Source organism: Zobellella sp. An-6 (assembly GCF_052487945.1).
Genome location: NZ_CP199259.1, coordinates 815,956 through 832,163, shown reverse-complemented (window position 1 = coordinate 832,163; position 16,208 = coordinate 815,956). Strand labels below are relative to the sequence as shown.

At 62.5% G+C, this 16,208-nt stretch carries 16 protein-coding genes; 2 read left to right on the top strand and 14 right to left on the bottom strand.

Going from position 1 to position 16,208, the window contains the following annotated elements:
- Window positions 1–74: 74 nt before the first annotated feature.
- From glnB to ACT7DK_RS03740, 6 genes are all read right to left on the bottom strand, one after another.
- Entirely contained in the window at window positions 75–413 is a 339-nt protein-coding gene (gene glnB, locus ACT7DK_RS03765) for a nitrogen regulatory protein P-II (RefSeq protein ID WP_094039138.1), read from the bottom strand.
- Window positions 414–423: 10 nt separating this feature from the next.
- Window positions 424–2,043, bottom strand: a complete 1,620-nt coding sequence (locus ACT7DK_RS03760) for an NAD+ synthase (protein WP_445396476.1) — start codon at window positions 2,041–2,043, stop codon at window positions 424–426.
- Between the two features lie 73 nt (window positions 2,044–2,116).
- Window positions 2,117–4,174, bottom strand: a complete 2,058-nt coding sequence (locus ACT7DK_RS03755; RefSeq protein WP_445396474.1) for a type IV pilus modification PilV family protein — start codon at window positions 4,172–4,174, stop codon at window positions 2,117–2,119.
- A gap of 3 nt (window positions 4,175–4,177) precedes the next feature.
- Window positions 4,178–5,338, bottom strand: coding sequence for a pilus assembly PilX N-terminal domain-containing protein (locus tag ACT7DK_RS03750; protein ID WP_445396472.1), 1,161 nt, complete (start codon window positions 5,336–5,338; stop codon window positions 4,178–4,180).
- A complete protein-coding gene (locus ACT7DK_RS03745; protein WP_445396470.1) occupies window positions 5,328–5,993 on the bottom strand; it encodes a PilW family protein in 666 nt (221 codons plus the stop codon). The genes ACT7DK_RS03750 and ACT7DK_RS03745 overlap by 11 nt, the downstream gene beginning before the upstream one ends.
- On the bottom strand, window positions 5,987–6,472 hold the full coding sequence (locus ACT7DK_RS03740; RefSeq protein WP_445396468.1) for a GspH/FimT family pseudopilin: 486 nt from the start codon (window positions 6,470–6,472) through the stop codon (window positions 5,987–5,989). The genes ACT7DK_RS03745 and ACT7DK_RS03740 overlap by 7 nt, the downstream gene beginning before the upstream one ends.
- Window positions 6,473–6,566: 94 nt before the next feature.
- Between ACT7DK_RS03740 and ACT7DK_RS03735 the strand changes: the two genes are divergently transcribed.
- Window positions 6,567–6,959 (top strand): type IV pilin protein, encoded by a 393-nt coding sequence (locus ACT7DK_RS03735; protein ID WP_445396466.1) that lies wholly within the window; start codon window positions 6,567–6,569, stop codon window positions 6,957–6,959.
- Window positions 6,960–7,052: 93 nt separating this feature from the next.
- Here ACT7DK_RS03735 and ispH read toward each other — a convergent pair whose 3' ends face one another.
- The 6 genes from ispH to murJ all read right to left on the bottom strand — a co-directional run bounded on the left by ispH (window position 7,053) and on the right by murJ (window position 14,332).
- Window positions 7,053–7,997, bottom strand: coding sequence for a 4-hydroxy-3-methylbut-2-enyl diphosphate reductase (ispH, locus tag ACT7DK_RS03730; protein ID WP_445396464.1), 945 nt, complete (start codon window positions 7,995–7,997; stop codon window positions 7,053–7,055).
- Window position 7,998: 1 nt separating this feature from the next.
- On the bottom strand, window positions 7,999–8,445 hold the full coding sequence (fkpB, locus tag ACT7DK_RS03725) for an FKBP-type peptidyl-prolyl cis-trans isomerase (protein WP_445396462.1): 447 nt from the start codon (window positions 8,443–8,445) through the stop codon (window positions 7,999–8,001).
- Complete coding sequence (lspA, locus tag ACT7DK_RS03720) at window positions 8,442–8,930, bottom strand: signal peptidase II (protein WP_445396460.1); 489 nt, start codon at window positions 8,928–8,930, stop codon at window positions 8,442–8,444. The genes fkpB and lspA overlap by 4 nt, the downstream gene beginning before the upstream one ends.
- Complete coding sequence (gene ileS, locus ACT7DK_RS03715; protein ID WP_445396457.1) at window positions 8,930–11,755, bottom strand: isoleucine--tRNA ligase; 2,826 nt, start codon at window positions 11,753–11,755, stop codon at window positions 8,930–8,932. The genes lspA and ileS overlap by 1 nt, the downstream gene beginning before the upstream one ends.
- 5 nt (window positions 11,756–11,760) lie before the next feature.
- A complete protein-coding gene (gene ribF / locus ACT7DK_RS03710) occupies window positions 11,761–12,708 on the bottom strand; it encodes a bifunctional riboflavin kinase/FAD synthetase (protein ID WP_445396455.1) in 948 nt (315 codons plus the stop codon).
- Window positions 12,709–12,775: 67 nt separating this feature from the next.
- A complete protein-coding gene (gene murJ / locus ACT7DK_RS03705; RefSeq protein WP_445396453.1) occupies window positions 12,776–14,332 on the bottom strand; it encodes a murein biosynthesis integral membrane protein MurJ in 1,557 nt (518 codons plus the stop codon).
- A gap of 197 nt (window positions 14,333–14,529) precedes the next feature.
- On the opposite strand from murJ, the gene rpsT reads away from it, so the two are divergent.
- Window positions 14,530–14,790: a 30S ribosomal protein S20 gene (gene rpsT / locus ACT7DK_RS03700; protein ID WP_106454074.1), complete on the top strand. Its 261-nt coding sequence runs from the start codon at window positions 14,530–14,532 to the stop codon at window positions 14,788–14,790.
- A gap of 98 nt (window positions 14,791–14,888) precedes the next feature.
- Here rpsT and ACT7DK_RS03695 read toward each other — a convergent pair whose 3' ends face one another.
- Together ACT7DK_RS03695 and nhaR are read right to left on the bottom strand one after the other, a co-directional pair.
- Window positions 14,889–15,191 carry an ArsR/SmtB family transcription factor gene (locus tag ACT7DK_RS03695; protein WP_445402265.1) on the bottom strand — a complete coding sequence of 101 codons (303 nt, stop codon included), beginning with the start codon at window positions 15,189–15,191 and terminating at the stop codon, window positions 14,889–14,891.
- A gap of 28 nt (window positions 15,192–15,219) precedes the next feature.
- A complete protein-coding gene (nhaR, locus tag ACT7DK_RS03690; protein ID WP_445396450.1) occupies window positions 15,220–16,164 on the bottom strand; it encodes a transcriptional activator NhaR in 945 nt (314 codons plus the stop codon).
- Window positions 16,165–16,208 lie beyond the last annotated feature (44 nt).

Here is a 16,208-nt window from a genome sequence, read left to right as displayed (position 1 = left end):
TTGTGGCAAAAAAGCCGGGCGGATAAAACCGGGGACCGGGGATTGGCCACTCGGGACTGCTCCCCCCCTGCCGCTCAGACCGCTTCTTCGTTCTGCTCGCCGGTGCGGATGCGGATCACCTGGCCCACATCGAACACGAAAATCTTGCCGTCGCCGATCTTGCCGGTGCGGGCGGTGGTTTCGATGGCCTCGATACAGGATTCGACCAGATCGTCCTGCACCACCAGCTCCAGCTTGACCTTGGGCAAAAAGTCCACCATGTATTCGGCGCCGCGATACAGTTCGGTATGCCCCTTCTGGCGGCCAAACCCCTTGACTTCGGACACCGTCATACCGGTGATGCCGCGCTCGGCCAGGGCTTCGCGCACGTCGTCCAGCTTGAAGGGTTTGATGATGGCTTCGATCTTCTTCATCGGTGGCTCCTTACCAATTTATTTTGCCAAACCCGGAGGTGATGGGGTAACGCCGGTCCTTGCCGAAGTTGCGCGGGGTGATCCGCGGCCCCACCGCGCTCTGGCGGCGTTTGTATTCGTTGATATCCACGAGCTTAATCACCCGGCGTACATCGGCCTCATTGAAACCGGCGGCCAGCAATTCATCCAGGGACTTGTCCTGCTCGACATAGGCTTCGAGGATGGCATCCAGCACATCATACGGGGGCAAGCTGTCCTGGTCGAGCTGATCCGGCGCCAGCTCGGCGGAAGGAGGCCGGTCGATGACCCGCTGGGGGATCACATAGCCCAGGGAATTGCGGTATTTGGCCAGTTCGAACACCAGCGTCTTGGGCACGTCCTTGATCGGCGCGAAACCGCCCACCATGTCGCCGTAGAGGGTGCAGTAACCCACCGCCACCTCGCTCTTGTTGCCGGTGGTCAACACCAGGCGACGGCGCTTGTTGGAAATGGCCATCAACAGCACGCCGCGGGCGCGGGCCTGCAGGTTCTCCTCGGTGGTGTCGCGCTCGGTGCCCTCGAACAGGGGCGCCAGCTGGCCCATGAAGGCATCGAACATGGGCTCGATGGAAACGATGTCGAACTCCACGCCCAGGCGCTGGGCTTCTTCCTCCGCGTCTTCCACGCTCATGGAAGCGGTGTAGCGGAACGGCATCATCACCGCCTGCACCTTGTCCTTGCCCAGGGCATCCACGGCGATGGCCAGGGTCAGGGCCGAGTCGATGCCGCCGGACAGGCCCAGCACGGCGCCGTTGAAACCATTCTTGTTGACGTAGTCTCGGGTGGCCAGCACCAGCGCCCGGTACACTTCGGCCAGCGGCGCCAGCGTGGGCTGTATCTCGGCCGCCACCGGCGCCTTGTCGGCCAGTCGCACCAGGGCCAGTTGTTCCTCGAAGGCGACCAGGCTCTGGATCAGCTCGCCGGCGGCGTTGAATACCTTGGAACGGCCGTCGAACACCAGTTCATCCTGACCGCCCACCAGATTCAGGTACAGCAGGGGCAAGCGGTTATCGCGACTGCGCCGGGCCAACAGGCTCTCGCGGATCCAGGCCTTGCCCCTGTGATAAGGCGAGGCGTTGAGACTCAAAACCAGTTCGGCGCCGGCGGCCTTGGCATTGGCCATGGGCGCCGACTCCCAGACGTCCTCGCAGATCAGCAAACCAAGCTTGTGGCCCTTGAAATCGACCACGCAGGACTCACTGCCGGCACTGAAATAGCGTTTTTCATCGAAGACACCGTAGTTGGGCAGCAGTTGCTTGAAATAGCGCCCGGCCAGTTTCCCCTGACAGAAGAAGGACGCGGCGTTGTAGAGCTTGCCGCCTTCCCGCCAGGGATGCCCCACTACCAGGGCGGTGTGAAGGCTGGCCGCCGCCAGCCGGGCGAGGGCCGCGTCCACCCTCTGGTAGAGGTCGTTGCGCAGCAACAGGTCTTCCGGCGGATAGCCGGTAATGGCCAACTCGGGGAAAAGCACCAGTTCGGCCCCCTGCTCCGCCGCCCGTTCGGCGGCGGCCAGCATGGCATCGGTATTGGCTTCGATGGCACCCACGGTCAGGTTGAGCTGCGCCAGGGCCAGGGTAAGGTGTTGGGACATGGGTCTGTTCGTGGTTGGATCCTGATAGTTGCATAGTAAAGAAAGAAGAGGGGCTTGTCAGGTCCCATCAAGGTCAGGTTTCGCAACTGGCAGGGCTGGCGACCGACTCCGGCCTGGCGACCACCACCAGGAGACAGCCGCCGGCCACGCTGCCGGGGGCACCATCCGGCACCTCAACCGTCCAGGCATTGGTTTCCGCCGGGGCTGGAGGAGGCGGAATAACGACGTAGCCGGCATCCGGAGGGGCATTGGCCGTCAGGGTTGCCGTATCGCCGGGGGCAACATGACAGACGTAGCGGATGGCCTGGTTACCGCCCTGACCGGCGGCGGTTTTTCCGCATGGGTTGCCATTTATCGAAACGGTAATATGGCCGAACTGGGCGTCACTGCATTTTTCTTCCTTGGTGTTCTGGCCCGTGACCCTATAGGTAATGCACGTGATCTGGCCGGAAACGCTGGACTGGCCATCCATGTTCAGCACGGTCACCGCCAGGCTGGAACTCAACAGATCGCTTTCTTCAAATGCCGAAAGCGGCCTGAAGGCGGTCATGCCACTATTGCCGCGCCTGATGGTCGCCGTTATCGTCGCCGTTTCCCCCACCTGCCGACCTTCCACCAGCCCCCGGCTGTAGACGCCGTAGCGGCTCTGGCTGGAGTTCACCCGGGTCTGCACCGGCTCGCTGGTGACGGAAACTATCGTGTCGCTGTTTGAATGCCAGTCCGCCAACAGCGTCAGGTTGACCTCATAGAAGGGCGCATACTGCAGCAGATTATCCGGCGTTGCCTCCGCGTTGCCGTCCATCACCCCATTCAGCAGGGCGGCGCGATAGTCGGGAGAGACCATGTCCACATAGATGCCCCGGGCCGTCAGTTGCCTGGGGCCGGGAGCAAGGTCTAATCGGGCCGCCTCCCCGTCTTCCGACAGAAAAGAAGAGAAAGAGGGTGGAACATAATAACTGGCGGCATCGAAGCGATGCCCATCGTTTACCTGGCTGCGGATGTATTCTTCCACCACCGTTTTTACATAGCGCTGGTAGGCGGCCAGTCCCTCCGGTTCCAGCAGCAGTTGGGTATCGAAGACATTGAAGGCGACCAGGTTCCAGTCGTTGGCTATTTCATGGAAACCGTCGATGCGCACCAGCCGGCAGGCCTCCCAGTAACTGCTTCCGACCGACAGGGCCCGGGTCCAGTTACCGGGTTCGCCGCCATAATGTCCATGGGGACCATCGCCGGCCTGCCATTTGAAAAGATCGTACCAGTGACCGAATTCATTGGCGTCACCATCGACATGATGGGCACAGCAGCGTCCGCAGAGGGGATCCTGGTGGTTGGCCGCCACGCCTCTCGGTTTGTTTGCCGTGCCACCGTACCACCAGTCGGGCCGCGCTCCCGACAGGAACCGGACGGCAGGCAGTCTGGCATTGTCGCTGCTGGTCAGGCTGCAAAGACAGGAAACAGAAACCAGATCCTGTTGCTGCTGTTTGATATGGGCATCGTCGTAGACCACAGTGCTGATGCTGACCCTGCCGCTTTCCCTGTCACCTTGCCGGGTCACTTGCGACAGTGGCTGGCTGGTTTCCCGCAGCAGACCATCTCCCAGCTCAATAGCGAGGGTGTTCGGCCGAGCGCCTGGCGCATGCACCAAGCCGGGACCGCCCACCCCCAGCCCCACCTTGTCTGCTCCCGTACCAAAGGGACCGCGGCTGAACGACGTGTTCGGCGTCAGTGTCGACTCGATAAACAACGTTTCCGCTTCCTCGCCATCCTGCCAGGATACGGCGATGCCGACCTCCTTCTTTCCGACGGCCCTGCCCGGCGGTGCCGGCGTCACCCAGGCGCCGCCGCTCCAGCCATAGTCGGACACGGTCCACTCGAGGGCGTACGCCATCTCATCCACCAAGACCGTTTCAGGAGACGGACTGCCGGATATGGCCTGGTAATCGACGCTGCTCGCCACCCTCAGTGCATCGAGCTTGGACTCGGCCAGGCGCAATGCCACCTCCCGATAACGGCCATCCCGGCTGTATTCCAGGTAAACCTTGTGCAATTGCAGCAGGCTCCCTGCCGAGACCGCCACCAGGACAAAGGCGATCACCACCTCGATAAGGCCGAACCCAAACTGATTTTTCATTGCCTACTCCCAATCCTTCCAGCTGCCCGGCACATAGCCGACGGTCACGAAGGGACTCCCGCCCGGCCCGGAGCCGTCACAGCGTCTGATCTTGCAAAGCACTGCTGGATCGTAGATGGCCGTATAATTGCCGTTGGCCAGGTCCAGGTTGCTGTGATTGGCCAGCATGGTGCCGAACAACTCGGCACCGCCGTTGATTTTTATCGCGTACTCATTCATATCCGACGGATTGGAGTCATGGGCAAACACCAGTCCGTAAAGCCGGCTGTCGGCATTGATGGTGAGATGGCTGTCCTTGATGATGAGTACAACGGGTGCCGAGCGGCTGCCGATAGAGCCCAGGGTGCAGTTAGGAACCTTTTCCACAATAAAAATACCGGCACCACCCGAGATCACGGGGTCGTCGCAGCGGCTGAGGATGGCCGTGGCCCGCGATTCGATCCTCGCCCAGCCTTCGGCGGTATCCGGCTCCCCGAACACGTACTCCACCAGATCACCGGGAAAAACGGGATCGTTGGCGACGATATCCGGGCCGACCATACTCTCGCTGCCCGTTTTGTGGCTGTAAGCATTATCCCTGTTGCAGCCTCCGTTGTGATATTCATCCAGACCACAGGTCGTGGCACCGCCGCCGAGATGGACTTCCCCCTTTGCCCAGATGGAAACGGGCACGCCGGGGCCGCCGCCGTTGGGGTTGGCCACCATGGTGATGGTGCCGTTGGCCGTCATGGAGCCAGCAACCAGCAAGGGGGCGGCAGGTCCCGAGTTGTCCGGGTTGAGTATCCCCCGCTCCGCCAGCTGAACGCTGATCGTGGCCGCCGTCCCGCTGTCCAGGCTCACGCTGGCGCGAATATCGGAGACATGAGGCACGCCGCTGGCCGCCATGCTCACCTCATAGCGGCCAGTGGCCGCCGAGGTCATGATGCTGCCGGAAACGGCGGGAGCGGCAGGATGGACGGCCAACGCGACCACCGCTTCGGCGATGCCTTGCTCGGCCGACGCCATGGCCGTGCGATACTCGATTTCATTCAGGGTAATACGCCGGTCGGACATCAGCACCTTGCCGATAAAGCCGGACACGGCCATCAGTATCGACAGCAGTATCAGGGTCACCGCCAGGGTGGTAAAGCCGCGGCTCCGGGTGCCATTCGGTTTAGTAGCCATCGTTTCTTATTTTGACCTGCCGCTCCAGGCTCATGGACAACGCCGGGTTTCTGGCATGGGAAGCGGAAATCCTGATCCTCACCGCCCGTACCCCGCTGGACGCCGCCCCGGAGAGCGGCTCGAATCCCAGACTGTCGATCACCACCTCGGTGCCGGACACCAGCTGGGCCCCGGCGGTACAGTCACTGCCGGCCAGAGCCGAGTTAACAGGCTCTGCGTAAAGGGTGCTGACCCTCAGCTGCTTGCTGGAAGCAACATAACCGTAGGTTCTGACGATACTGCCGCTGCCCGATGCCGAGGCCGGATCCCAGTATTTCACCCTGATACAGCCGGCTACCGTTTCTCCGGCGGCTTGATAGAGATCGGCCGAGGTGGAAAACATGTATTTTCTGGCCACCGACAGGCTTGGGGGGGTGCCAGCGGCCAGCTCTGCCGCGCTGGCCGGATGATATCCCGCCCGCTGGATATCCCGGGCGATCATATCGGTTACCGCCTGTACCTCCTGGTTCAGGCGCGACAACATCAGAGTGGCATTACCGGCGATGATCACCGAGGCGAAGAGCGAAAGGCCTCCGGCCACCACCGTCAGCCCCGCCACCAGAGAAACCAGCATTTCCACCAGAACCATGCCCGCATGGAGCCCACCCTTCAGCATGAGGGCACCCCCATCAATTCATGGTTCGAACAAGTACGGATAATGCCGTTGTTCCAGGTCATGACCTTGATATCGTAATGACCGTGAGACAGGGTGACGTTTCCGGATGCCAGGGTGTTTCTTCGTGGCCTGAAGGTCAGGGCGCCCGCACCGTAGCTGGCGGTGAGCCTGACGGCGGCGAAGCTCCGGCCGCTCACGCTTTCCAGCACCGCGCCGGAACAACCAACCGAGCTCCGCAGCTGGTAATGCCAGTCGGTGGTGCCCATGCCGGAAAAGCATACCGTCACGGCGTCGTTGCGCTTGATTGACTCACTCCGAGCCAGCTGCAAATCAGCATAGACGGCCATGCCGGCACTGCGCACCAGATACTGCTGGCGCAACGCCTGGAAACCGGGTACGGCCACCACCAGCAACACGGCCAAGGCGGCGATACCGACCATGAGTTCAATCAGAGTGAGACCGGCCTGAGCTCGTGTCATCGGCTTCCCCCAGCATGCAGAGATGCGCTACGGCAAAAGGCGCGGTGTGGTTTAAGCTTGCTTCACAGGACAGGTTTAGACAAGGAAGGGCCTTATGTACAGAAAGAGGGGGATGACCCTGATAGAGCTGCTGATCGCCCTGGCCGTGCTGGCGATCATAACGGCCATCGCCTATCCCTCGTTTTCGGGTTATCTGACGAGGAGCAAGCGCATAGAGGCGATCCAGACTCTCTATCGGCTGCAGCTGCGGCAAGAAGAATGGCGCATCAGCCACCCGACCTACGCCAGCTCCGCCGCCGACCTGCTCGTCGCCACCGACCACGATCATTACGGCTTCACCATAGCGCTCTCCGGCGGCGGCTACGTTCTTACCGCCACCGCACTACCCGGCTCCAGCCAACAGAACGACAAAGAAGGGAATACCGGCTGCAGCGTACTGACCCTGGATCGGAACAGCGACAAGACGCCGCCCGAATGCTGGCGATAGGGGCAGACAACCCACGCCGGCTCCACCCACGGGCGGAGCCACGAACCGCTATTGAAGCCCCCCAAACGGGATGGCGGGGCACGCAACACGCAATCAGGAAAGCTGTTTGACCTTGAGCTCGGCGGGCACCTCGAACACGATGTTCTCTTCCCGCCCCGGATGTTCCACCACTGTGCTGCCGCCCAGGGACTGCAGGTGGGAGATCACCTCCTGCACCAGCACCTCGGGGGCCGAGGCGCCGGCGGTCACGCCGATGCAAACCGCCCCCTCGAGCCAGGCCGGCTCGACCATCTCCAGGCAGTCGATCAGATAGGCGCGGGTGCCCATCTTCTCGGCCAGCTCGCGCAACCGGTTGGAATTGGAGGAATTGCGTGAGCCCACCACCAGCAGCAGATCCACCTTGACGGCCAGTTCCCGTACCGCGTCCTGCCGGTTCTGGGTGGCGTAGCAGATGTCGTCCTTGCGCGGCCCCTCTATGTTGGGAAAGCGCGCACGCAGGGCGTCGATCACGTCCGAGGTTTCGTCCACGCTCAGGGTGGTCTGGGTCACGAAGGTGAGGTTGTCCGGGTGCTTCACCACCAGGCGGGCCACATCGTCCGGGCACTCCACCAGGTACATGCCGCCCTCGGCGCTCTCGTACTGGCCCATGGTGCCTTCCACCTCCGGGTGACCGGCATGGCCGATCAGGATGGTTTCTATCCCCTTCTTGCTGGCCCGGTGCACCTCCATATGCACCTTGGTCACCAGCGGACAGGTGGCGTCGAACACCTTGAGTCCCCGGCTTTTCGCCTCTTCCCGCACCGCCTTGGACACCCCGTGGGCGGAGAAGATGACGATATTGCCATCCGGTACCTGGTCCAGTTCGTCCACGAACACCGCGCCCGCGTCCTTGAGTTTGTTCACCACATAGCGGTTGTGTACCACTTCATGGCGCACGTAGATGGGCGCGCCGAACTTTTCCAGGGCGCTCTGCACTATGCTGATGGCCCTGTCCACGCCGGCACAGAAGCCGCGCGGATTGGCGAGTAATATCTCCATATCAGGCTCCGCATTGCTCCACGGCCAGGATCTCCACCTCGAAGATCACGGTGCGCCCGGCCAGGGGATGGTTGAAATCCACGGTCACCGAGTCGCCGGCTACCCCGCGCACTATGCCGGGGATTTCGGCACCGTTGGGCTGGGTGAAGGAGAGGATGGCGCCCTCCTCCAGCTCGAGGTCGGCGGCGAAGCGGCTGCGTTCCATATGGTGGATGTTGTCCGGGTTGACCGGGCCGAAGGCGTCCTCCGGCGCCAGTTCGAAGCTGGACTTGTCACCCTCGCTCAACCCCAGCAGGCAGGCCTCGAAGTTGGGGGTCAGGCTGCCGTCGCCCATCTGCAGCTTGGCGGGCTTGCCGTGCAGTTGGGTGCTGTCGGCCACCGAGCCGTCTTCCAGCTTGATGGTGAAGTGAAACAGCACCTCGCTGCTCGGACCTATCTGTTTGCTCATTGGGGGCTGTCCTTCCTGAAACTGTCGATGATGATCATGGCGGCGCCGACGAAGATGAAGCTGTCGGCCAGGTTGAAGGCGGGCCAGTGCCAGTTGCCCACGTAGAAGTCGAGAAAATCCACCACGTGACCCAGGGCCAGGCGGTCGATCACGTTGCCCACGGCGCCGCCGATGATCAGCGCATAGGCCGCAGGCAGCCAGCGGGCGCTTCTGGGTGCCTTGTACATCCAGACACTGAGCAGCACGGTCACGGCGAAAGCCAGGCCGGCGAAGAACCAGCGCTGCCAACCGCCCTGGTCCGCCAGGAAGCTGAAGGCCGCCCCCGGGTTGTACACGTGCACCAGGTTGAAGAAGGGGGCGAGCTCCACCCCCGGATAGCCGTAGTCCAGGTAGGACACGGTCAACCACTTGGTGACCTGATCCAGCACCATGGCCACCACGGCCAGCCACCACCAACGCAGGCCGGTATCGAGCAAGGGCTTCATCAGGCAAACCGGCGAGTTTCGCCGTCCCCGGCCACGTTGGACACGCAACGGCCACAGATACCGTCGTGGCCCTCATGGCTGCCCACGTCCTCCACATGGTGCCAGCAGCGATCGCACTTGGCGGCACCGCTCTTGGCCACCCGAACCTGGAGCCCGGCCAGCTCGGTGTCGGTCGCGCCCTCGGCCTCGGCCAGCGGCCTGACCAGGGCCTTGGAGGTGAGCATCACGAAGCGCAGCTCGTCGCCCAGCCCCGCCAGCCGGCTGGCCAGGGCTTCGTCGGCGAACAGGGTCAGCTCGGCTTCCAGGGCGGCACCGATCACCTTGTCGTTGCGGGCGTTTTCCAGCGCCTTGTTCACCGCCTGGCGCACCTTGAGCAGCTCGGCCCAGAAAGCGTCGTTCAGCTGCTCACCCTCGGCCAGGCCGAACAGCCCGTCATAGAACTCCTGGGTGAACACGAAGCGATCCCGTTCGCCCGGCAACAGGGCCCAGATCTCGTCGGCGGTAAAGCTCATGATCGGCGCCATCCAGCGTACCAGGGCCTCGACGATGTGGTAGAGGGCGGTCTGGCAGGAGCGGCGCGCCAGGCTGTCGGCCTTGGCGGTGTACTGCCGGTCCTTGATCACGTCCAGGTAGAAGGAGCCCATCTCCACCGAGCAGAACTGCATCAGCTTCTGGGTCACCAGGTGGAAGTTGTACTCGTCATAGGCCTTGGTGATGTCCTGCTGGATGGCCTTGGCCCGACCCACCGCCCAGCGGTCGATCACCACCATCTCTTCCGGCGCCACCATGTCGGTGGCCGGGTCGAAGCCGTTCAGGTTGGCCAGCAGGAAGCGGGCAGTGTTGCGGATCCGGCGGTAGGCATCGGCACTGCGCTTCAGGATCTCGTCGGACACCGTCATCTCGCCAGAGTAGTCGGTGCTCGCCACCCACAGCCGCAGTATGTCGGCGCCCAGCTTGTTCATCACTTCCTGGGGGCTGACCACGTTGCCGATGGACTTGGACATCTTGCGGCCCTGGCCGTCCACGGTGAAGCCGTGGGTCAGCACCTGGCGGTAGGGGGCGTGCCCCTTCATGGCGGTGGAGATCATCAGCGACGACATGAACCAGCCCCGGTGCTGATCCGACCCCTCCAGGTACATGTCGGCAGGATGGCCCTGGAACTCGGGCCGCACGTCCACCACCGAGGCGTGGGTGGAGCCGGAATCGAACCAGACGTCCAGGGTGTCCAGCACCTTCTCGTACTGAGCGGCCTCGTCACCCAACAGCTCGGCGGGATCCAGATCCCACCAGGCCTGGATGCCGGCCTGCTCGACCCGTTTGGCAACCTCTTCCATCAGCTCGGTGGCACGGGGATGCAGGGCCTGGGTGTCCTTGTGCACGAACAGGGCGATGGGCACGCCCCAGGTGCGCTGGCGGGAGATGCACCAGTCGGGGCGGTTTTCCACCATGGCCTCGATGCGGCTCTGGCCCCACTCCGGTACCCACTGCACCTTGCGGATCTCTTGCAGCGCCTGACCACGCAGCCCGGCCTGCTCCATGCTGATAAACCACTGGGGCGTGGCGCGGAAGATGATGGGGGTCTTGTGGCGCCAGCAGTGCGGGTAAGAGTGGTTGTAGGCCTCGTGGTGCAGCAGGGCGCCACGCTCCTTGAGCACTTCCACCACGGCGTCGTTGGCCTTGAACACGTGCTGGCCGGCGAACAGTTCGGTGTCGGGCAGGTAGACACCGTTGCCGCCCACCGGGTTGGCCACTTCCAGGCCGTACTTCTGCCCCACAACAAAGTCTTCCTGACCGTGGCCGGGGGCGGTGTGCACTGCACCGGTACCGGAGTCGGTGGTGACGTGCTCGCCCAGCACCACGGGTACGTCGTAGCCGTAGAAGGGATGACGGAAGCGCTTGAGCTCAAGCTGAGCGCCCTGGCAATAGCCCAGGTTGTGGTAATGGGCGATGCCGGCGCGGTCCATCACGTCCTTGACCAGATCGGCGGCCAGGATCAGCCGCTCGGGGGTATCGCCCTCCACCTGCACCAGGGCATAGTTGAGTTCGGCGTGCAGGGCCACGGCCCGGTTGGCGGGCAGGGTCCAGGGGGTGGTGGTCCAGATCACCACCGACACCGGTCCCTGGCCGGCATGGCCGTCGGCGCAGTCGAAACTGGCCACGGTAGCCGCCTCATCCACCGCCTGGAAGCGCACGTCGATGGCCGGGGAACGCTTGTCTTCGTATTCCACTTCCGCTTCCGCCAGGGCGGAGCCGCAGTCGGTACACCAGTGCACCGGCTTGGAGCCCTTGTGCAGGTGGCCGTTGTCGATGATTTTGGCCAGCGAGCGGATGATGTTGGCTTCGGTGTCAAAGTTCATGGTGAGATAGGGGTTGTCCCAGTCACCCAGCACGCCCAGGCGGATGAAGTCGGCCTTCTGCGCGGCTATCTGCTCCTTGGCGTAGGCGCGGCAGGCTTCGCGGAATTCGGCGGCGGAGACCTTGACCCCGGGCTTGCCGACCTTGCCTTCCACCTTCAGTTCGATGGGCAGGCCATGGCAGTCCCAACCGGGAATGTAGGGGGAGTCGTAGCCCAGCAGGCCCTTGGACTTGACGATGATATCCTTCAGGATCTTGTTGACCGAGTGACCGATGTGAATGTTGCCGTTGGCGTAGGGAGGGCCGTCGTGGAGGATGAAGGGCTTGTTGCCGGCCTTGGCACGACGAACAGCACCGTACAGGTCCTCTTTGAGCCAGCGCTTGAGCATCTCCGGCTCGCGCTGAGCCAGGTTGCCGCGCATGGGAAACTCCGTTTCGGGCAAATTCAGGGTATTTTTATAGTCGCTCATGAGTCCTACATTCCGTTCGGTTCTGATGGCGCCAGCCCCAGCCATTGGCGGGCGGCGGCGGCATCGCGTTGAATCTGCTCCTTTAACAGTGCAAAGGATGCGAATTTTTGTTCGTTCCGCAATTTGTGGCGGAGCTCGACTTCCACCTGCCTGCCGTAGATATCGCCGGCAAAGTCGAACAGATGGACTTCCAACAGGGCACGGGTGCCGCTGACGGTGGGCTTGTGGCCGATATTGGCCACCCCGGGATAATGCCGACCGCCGAGCAACAACTCCACCACATAGACCCCGGACACCGGTATCACCTGGCGCTTGAGCGCCACATTGGCGGTGGGAAAACCGATGGTCCGCCCCAGCTTGTTACCATGGGCTACCCGCCCGTACAGGCTGAAGGGCCGCCCCAGCATCTGGTTGGCGTCATCCACCCGGCCCGTCGCCAGGGCCTCGCGGATCAGGGTGCTGCTGACGCGCTGGCTGTTCATCCGCCAGCTCTGGGTGCTGACCACCTCGAAGTCGAAGGCACGGCCGGCCCGGGTGAGCAGCTCGAAATCCCCGCCCCGGTTACGGCCGAAGCGGAAATCGTCGCCCACCACCAAAAAACGCACTCCCAGCTTGTCGACCAGCAGGCCGCGGATGAAGTCGTCCGGCGACTGGGCGGCGAAGGCGGCGTTGAAGCGCACGCACAGCAGGCGATCGATGCCGAGCCGCGCCAGTTGCAGGTACTTCTCCCGCAACCGGGTCAGCCGGGGCGGCGCCTCGGCCCCGGCAAACAGCTCCTGCGGCTGGGGCTCGAACACCATGACGCAGGACGGCACACCGAGCCTCTGCGCCTGTTCGGTGAGGCGGCGCAACACCGCCTGGTGCCCCAGATGCACACCATCAAAGTTGCCGATGGTCAGTACACAACCATGATGCCACGGTTTGATGTTGTGAATGCCGCGAATAAGCTCCATAGATCCCGCTGCCGGCCCCTGCAAATCGGCGGATTATACCCCAGGCGGCCTTAAGGATCAGCCCTTGCTACCCGGTTTTGAAGTGCTTAATCCGTACTCCGGTCAGCCAAAGCAGCACGCCGTAGCCGAGAGCTCCCGCCGCTATGTAGCCGAGCAGGTGGAGGGTGCTCCGGGCCAGGCTCCACTCGACCCACACCGTCAGAGGCGGCGACAGATACCAGAGGGCCGCCGCCATGCCCGCCCCCGCCACGGCCACCTTGAGGGCGAACAGGCCGGTCTGGCGGCCGGGGCGGTATACCTCGCGCCGGTGCAGGCCCCAGGCCAGCAGGCCGGCGTTAAGCATGCCCGACAAGGCTGTGGCCAGGGCCAGGCCCACGTAACCGAGAGGAAAGATCAGGATGGCGTTGAACACCATGTTGGCCACCATGGCGATGATGCCGAAACGCACCGGGGTACGGGTGTCCTGGCGGGCGTAGTAGCCCGGTGCCAACACCTTGATCAACATAAAGGCCTGCAGCCCCAGGCCGTAGGCCACCAGGCTCTTGCCCGCCGCCGCCACTTCCTCCATGCCAAACTCACCGCGCATAAACAGCACCCGCAGCATGGGCTCGCTCAGTACGATGAGCCCCAGCATGGCGGGAAAGCCCATCAGCAGCACCATGCGGATGCCCCAATCCATGGTGGCGGCAAAGCCATCCCTGGCGTCATCCACATGGCGACTGGAGAGGGCCGGCAGGATCACCGTGGCGATGGCGATGCCGAACAGCCCGAGGGGGAACTCCAGCAGCCGGTCCGAATAATACAGATAACTGATGGAGCCGGTGGCCAGGAAGGAGGCCAGCATGGTATCGAACAGCAGGTTGACCTGGCTCACCGATACCCCGAACAGTGCCGGGATCATCAGGGTACGGATCCTGACCACGCCGGGGTGATGCCAGGCCCAGCGCGGTCGCACCAGCAGGTGCAGCCTGGCCAGAAAGGGAAACTGGAACAGGAACTGGATAAGACCACCGGCAAAGACGCCGATGGCCAGGCCCAGTTCGGGCTGCGCCAGCCGTGGCGACAGCCAGAGCGCCGCCGCGATCAGCGCCACGTTGAGGAACACCGGGGTGAAGGAGGACACCGCGAACTTGCCGAAGGTGTTGAGGATGGCCCCGGCCATGGCGGTGAAGCTGATGAACCACAGGTAAGGGAAAGTAATTTTCAGCAGCAGGGAAGCCAGCTCGAACTTGTGCGCCTCGGGGCCATCGTTGAGCCACTCCATGAACCAGCCGGCGCCGAACAGGGCGGTGACCGCACCGGAGCCAAGCATCCCCGCCAGGGTCACCCCGGTCACGATCAGCCCCAGGGTACCGGACACCGCCGCCAGCAGATCCTGGGTGTCCTTGAAACTGCGGGTCTGCTTGTATTCGGTCATCACCGGCACGAAGGCCTGGTTGAAGGCCCCCTCGGCGAACAGCCGGCGCAGGAAGTTGGGAATGCGGTTGGCGAAGAAGAAGACGTCGGCCGCCGCTCCGGCCCCCATCAGGTTGGCGATCACCACGTCGCGGACCAGGCCGAGCACCCGGGAAACCAGGGTCATGGCGGACACAACGATGCCCGATCGCAAAAGCGCCTTGCTCAAAATGAAAACCTCACGGTAAGAAAATTGCTGAACGCAGGGGAATGCTGCTAGAATCCGGGCGACAGTTTAACCCCCCGCCCTGTGCCTGACCACAGGGCGGTGTTTATTTGCACAAATCAATTGACAATCAGCGGTGAAAAAGGCATAGTCCTCGGCCTTTTAAGAACACTCGCTAAGACAGTTTTAGGAGTTTTACCTTGGCTAACATTAAATCTGCTAAGAAACGCGCGATTCAAGCAGAGAAACGCCGTAAGCACAACGCCAGCCGCCGCTCCATGGTGCGCACCTACGTCAAGAAAGTAGTTGCCGCCATCGCCACCGGTGACAAGGCAAACGCCCAGAAAGCCTTCGACGCAGCTCAGCCCCTGCTGGACCGCATGGCCACCAAAGGCCTGATCCACAAGAACAAGGCTGCTCGTCATAAGAGCCGCCTGAACGCCCAGATCAAGGCTCTGTAATCGAGACTTGTTCCAAGCGATAAAAAACCGGCTTTAGGCCGGTTTTTTGTTGCTTGCTCGATGGTGAAATGCCGGGGAGAGGCGGAACACTGGTCTCGTCACTCTTCCTCACGGCAGTAAAGCTTGTGCAGCAGGGCGATCACTTCCCGTACCTCTTCGCTTTTCAACGAATAAAAAACGGTTTGCGCCTCTTTCCTGGTTTGCACCAGATCGTCGTTGCGCAATATGGCCAGATGCTGGGACAGGGCCGACTGGCTCAGGCCCAGGTGCTGGTTCATCTCACCGACCGACAGCTCCTGGTCTAGCAAATGACACAAAATAAACAGCCGCCGCTCGTTGGCCAGGGCCTTGAGCAGCTTCACCGCCTGGCTGGCGTTGGCTTCCATCTCTTCGATATTCAATGCCGTCATGGTACCCAGGTTCCGATTCTCAACTCAGTTCACTGTCAAAGGTGGCGGGCGGCGTCACCGCTGAAAAATCGTCCAGCCCGGAAAACAGCGAGGCAAAATCGCTCTCACACAGCCGCTTCACCGCCGGGTGCTGGATCATGCGCTCGGCGAAAATGACATAATACTCTTCCTTCAGCTCTTCCACCCGACCAATTTCCACCACCGGCTGGTATTGCAGTATGGCGTCCCGGTAGATGGCCGGCGCCACGAAGATGCCCTGGTTGAAAAAGCCGAAGGCCTTCATCAGGGCGGCATCGTCGAACTCGCCCAGGATCTGGGGCTTGAGCCCCTGCACCTCCAGCCAGTGCCGCAACTGCCGGCCCATGGCGGTGCGCCTGCCCGGGATCAGCAACCGCCGCTCTTCCAGGCAGGCGGGAAAGGGCTTGCTCGGCAGCGGCTCACGACAGTAGAAACCGATGTCGCATTCCCCCAGCTTCTTGGACAGCAGCCCCGCGTGCTGGGCCGAATCCACCGGGCAGTCGGACAGTATCATGTCCAGTTTGTGTTGACTGAGCTGCTCCAACAGCATCTCGTGGGTCGACTCGTAACAACGCAGGTGGATGGAGCCGTCGTTGGGGATCACCGACAGCAGCACCCGGCTGGCCAAGCGTTTGGACAGGGCGTCGGCGATGCCTACCTCGAATACCAGGTGATCTTCCTTGCGGTAGTTGACAATATCCAGCATCTCGTAGGACAGGCTGAACATCCGATCCGCGTACTGGAACACCAGCTGACCCAGCTCGCTCGCCTCCAGCTGACGCCCCTTGCGTTTGAACAGCTTGCCACCCAGGCGCTGTTCAAGCTGGCGGATCTGGCCGGTGACCGTTTGCGGCGTCAAGAACAACGCCTCGGCGGCCTTGGTGACCGAGCCCTTCTTCTGGGTCATCCAGAAATAATACAGGTGGTTGTAATTCAGGTGTGACAAAGCACCATCTCCCATGGATACAGGCCCCATCATAATGAAAGCGG

What these genes read in the sequence shown, in the direction of transcription:
- ACT7DK_RS03740 (WP_445396468.1), bottom strand. Translation starts at nt 6,472, where the DNA reads ATGACACGAGCTCAGGCCGGTCTCACTCTGATTGAACTCATGGTCGGT.
- ispH (WP_445396464.1), bottom strand. Translation starts at nt 7,997, where the DNA reads ATGGAGATATTACTCGCCAATCCGCGCGGCTTCTGTGCCGGCGTGGAC.
- lspA (WP_445396460.1), bottom strand. Translation starts at nt 8,930, where the DNA reads ATGAAGCCCTTGCTCGATACCGGCCTGCGTTGGTGGTGGCTGGCCGTG.
- glnB (WP_094039138.1), bottom strand. Translation starts at nt 413, where the DNA reads ATGAAGAAGATCGAAGCCATCATCAAACCCTTCAAGCTGGACGACGTG.
- ACT7DK_RS03755 (WP_445396474.1), bottom strand. Translation starts at nt 4,174, where the DNA reads ATGAAAAATCAGTTTGGGTTCGGCCTTATCGAGGTGGTGATCGCCTTT.
- ACT7DK_RS03750 (WP_445396472.1), bottom strand. Translation starts at nt 5,338, where the DNA reads ATGGCTACTAAACCGAATGGCACCCGGAGCCGCGGCTTTACCACCCTG.
- ribF (WP_445396455.1), bottom strand. Translation starts at nt 12,708, where the DNA reads ATGGAGCTTATTCGCGGCATTCACAACATCAAACCGTGGCATCATGGT.
- ACT7DK_RS03745 (WP_445396470.1), bottom strand. Translation starts at nt 5,993, where the DNA reads ATGCTGAAGGGTGGGCTCCATGCGGGCATGGTTCTGGTGGAAATGCTG.
- fkpB (WP_445396462.1), bottom strand. Translation starts at nt 8,445, where the DNA reads ATGAGCAAACAGATAGGTCCGAGCAGCGAGGTGCTGTTTCACTTCACC.
- ACT7DK_RS03760 (WP_445396476.1), bottom strand. Translation starts at nt 2,043, where the DNA reads ATGTCCCAACACCTTACCCTGGCCCTGGCGCAGCTCAACCTGACCGTG.
- ACT7DK_RS03735 (WP_445396466.1), top strand. Translation starts at nt 6,567, where the DNA reads ATGTACAGAAAGAGGGGGATGACCCTGATAGAGCTGCTGATCGCCCTG.
- ileS (WP_445396457.1), bottom strand. Translation starts at nt 11,755, where the DNA reads ATGAGCGACTATAAAAATACCCTGAATTTGCCCGAAACGGAGTTTCCC.